Annotated in this window: 4 protein-coding genes; all 4 read left to right on the top strand. The window is 70.4% G+C overall.

Annotated elements, in window-relative coordinates:
* Window positions 1-749 (top strand): phage tail sheath C-terminal domain-containing protein (locus tag B9O00_RS32125; RefSeq protein ID WP_200808732.1); only part of this gene is annotated, 749 nt, incomplete at its 5' end.
* 12 nt (window positions 750-761) lie between these two features.
* Window positions 762-1121 carry a phage tail tube protein gene (locus B9O00_RS32120; RefSeq protein ID WP_085127546.1) on the top strand — a complete coding sequence of 120 codons (360 nt, stop codon included), beginning with the start codon at window positions 762-764 and terminating at the stop codon, window positions 1119-1121.
* Window positions 1121-1468 carry a phage tail assembly protein gene (locus B9O00_RS32115; RefSeq protein WP_085127544.1) on the top strand — a complete coding sequence of 116 codons (348 nt, stop codon included), beginning with the start codon at window positions 1121-1123 and terminating at the stop codon, window positions 1466-1468. Before B9O00_RS32120 ends, B9O00_RS32115 begins: the two co-directional genes overlap by 1 nt.
* Window positions 1469-1520: 52 nt before the next feature.
* On the top strand, window positions 1521-1826 hold a 306-nt coding region (locus tag B9O00_RS32110), incomplete at its 3' end, for a hypothetical protein (protein WP_200808731.1).

The following is a 1826-nucleotide window of genomic DNA, read 5'->3' as shown; positions in this document are numbered from 1 at the left end:
TCGAGGCGAAGCTGGCCGACAACTTCGGCCCGCTGAAGATGATCGACGGCCACGCCTGGGCGGCGGCGAGCGGCACCCATGCCGAGCTCGGCACGCTCGGCGACGGGCGCAACTCGCCGCACCTGACCATCATGGGCGCCAAGGGCAGCCCGACGCCGCCCTGGGAGTGGGCCTCGGTCCTCGCCAGCGTCGCCGCCTACTACCTGTCGATCGACCCGGCCCGGCCGCTGCAGACGCTGACGCTGCCCGGCCTCCTGGCGCCGCTGGTCGAGGACCGCTTCACCTACGCCGAGCGCGACCTCCTGCTGTTCGACGGGATCTCGACCTTCCGGGTCGACAGCGGCGGCGCCGTCGTCGTCGAGCGCGCCATCACGACCTACAAGACCAATGCCTTCGGCGCCGCGGACGCCTCGTTCCTCGACGTGACGACGCTCAAGACCCTGACGCTGCTGCGCTTCGACCTGCGCAACCTGATCGCGCTGCGCTTCCCGCGCCACAAGCTGGCCAACGACGGGACCGTCTTCTCGCGCGGCCAGGCGGTCGTCACGCCCAGGGTGATCCGCTCGGAGATCGTCGCCCGCTTCCGCCAGTGGGAGGAGCAGGGCCTGGCCGAGGACGTCGACCAGTTCAAGGCGGACCTGATCGTCGAGCGCGACGCCAACGACCCGAACCGGGTCAACGCCCTGGTGCCGCCGAACATCGTCAACCAGCTCCGCGTATTCGCCGGCCAGATCCAGTTCCGGCTCTAAGGAGGACCCGCCATGACGCAGTTTCTCGGCCGCGCGACGATCCGCGTGAACGGCCAGGTGATCGAGACCAACAAGGGCGCCTCGCTCGACCTCGGCGGCACCAAGCGCAACCCGATCGTGACCGGCCTCAAGGTCGGCTACGCGGAGGAAACCGTGCCGGCCATGATCGAGTGCGAGACCAGCCTCGCCGCCGGCATGTCGCTGGAGGACTGGCGCAACCTGGTCGACGCCACGGCGATCTTCGAGTGCGACACGGGGCAGAGCTACGTGATCCGCGATGCCTTCGTGACCGAGGCCATCACCCTCAAGGACGGCGACGGCGGCAACGTCGCTCTGAAGATCGCCGGCCCGGGCGCCGAGGAGGTCGCGTGATGGCGCCGATCACCCTCTCCAAGCCGATCGAGCTGCGCGCGAAGGAGACCGGCGAGGTGCTGGTCTCCATCACCGAGCTGACCTTCCGCGAGCCCGAGTTCGGCGACCTCGCCGCCTTCGACCAGGGCAGCGGCAAGGTCGACGGCCTGATCCACCTGGCGGCGCGGCTGGCCGGGATCGAGGTCGCCAACATGCGCAAGCTGTGCCTCGCCGACAGCATGCGGGTGATCGACGTGATCCAGGGTTTTTTGCCCGCTGGCCTGCTGACTGGGGCGATTGCGCAGCCCTCGTCGCAGGCACCTTCGGGTTCCCCGCAGGCGTCGAGCGGTGGGGCCCCGCAGAGCTGAGGTTCTGGACGGCGCGCGCGAAGGACTGGCAGCGACGGCTGGCGGCTAGGTCATGAAGCTCTCCCTGATCATCGAGGCGATCGACCGGATCACCACGCCGGTGCGTCGCGTCCAGCAGCAGATCGACCGCCTGGCGGAGCCGGTCCGGCGTGTCGGCGGCGCCTTCGATCGCCTGGGCGAGGCGGGCGGCCTCGGCCGCGTCTCGGCGGCGATCGGCGGCATCTCCGACCGGGCGCGAGGCCTCGCCGGGGCGCTCGGCCAGGTCGGCGGGCGCCTGGCGCTTCTGAGCGGCGGGTCGGCGCTCGGCGGGCTGTTCCTCTTCAAGAGCCAGTTCCTCGACACGGCCACCGAGTTCGAG

The organism is Tistlia consotensis USBA 355 (assembly GCF_900177295.1).
Taxonomy (GTDB): Bacteria; Pseudomonadota; Alphaproteobacteria; order Kiloniellales; family DSM-21159; genus Tistlia; species Tistlia consotensis.
This window is presented reverse-complemented; position numbering and strand designations above follow the sequence as displayed.

Coding starts and splice junctions, on each gene's coding strand:
- B9O00_RS32115 (WP_085127544.1), top strand. CDS start 1,121: ATGGCGCCGATCACCCTCTCCAAGCCGATCGAGCTGCGCGCGAAGGAG.
- B9O00_RS32120 (WP_085127546.1), top strand. CDS start 762: ATGACGCAGTTTCTCGGCCGCGCGACGATCCGCGTGAACGGCCAGGTG.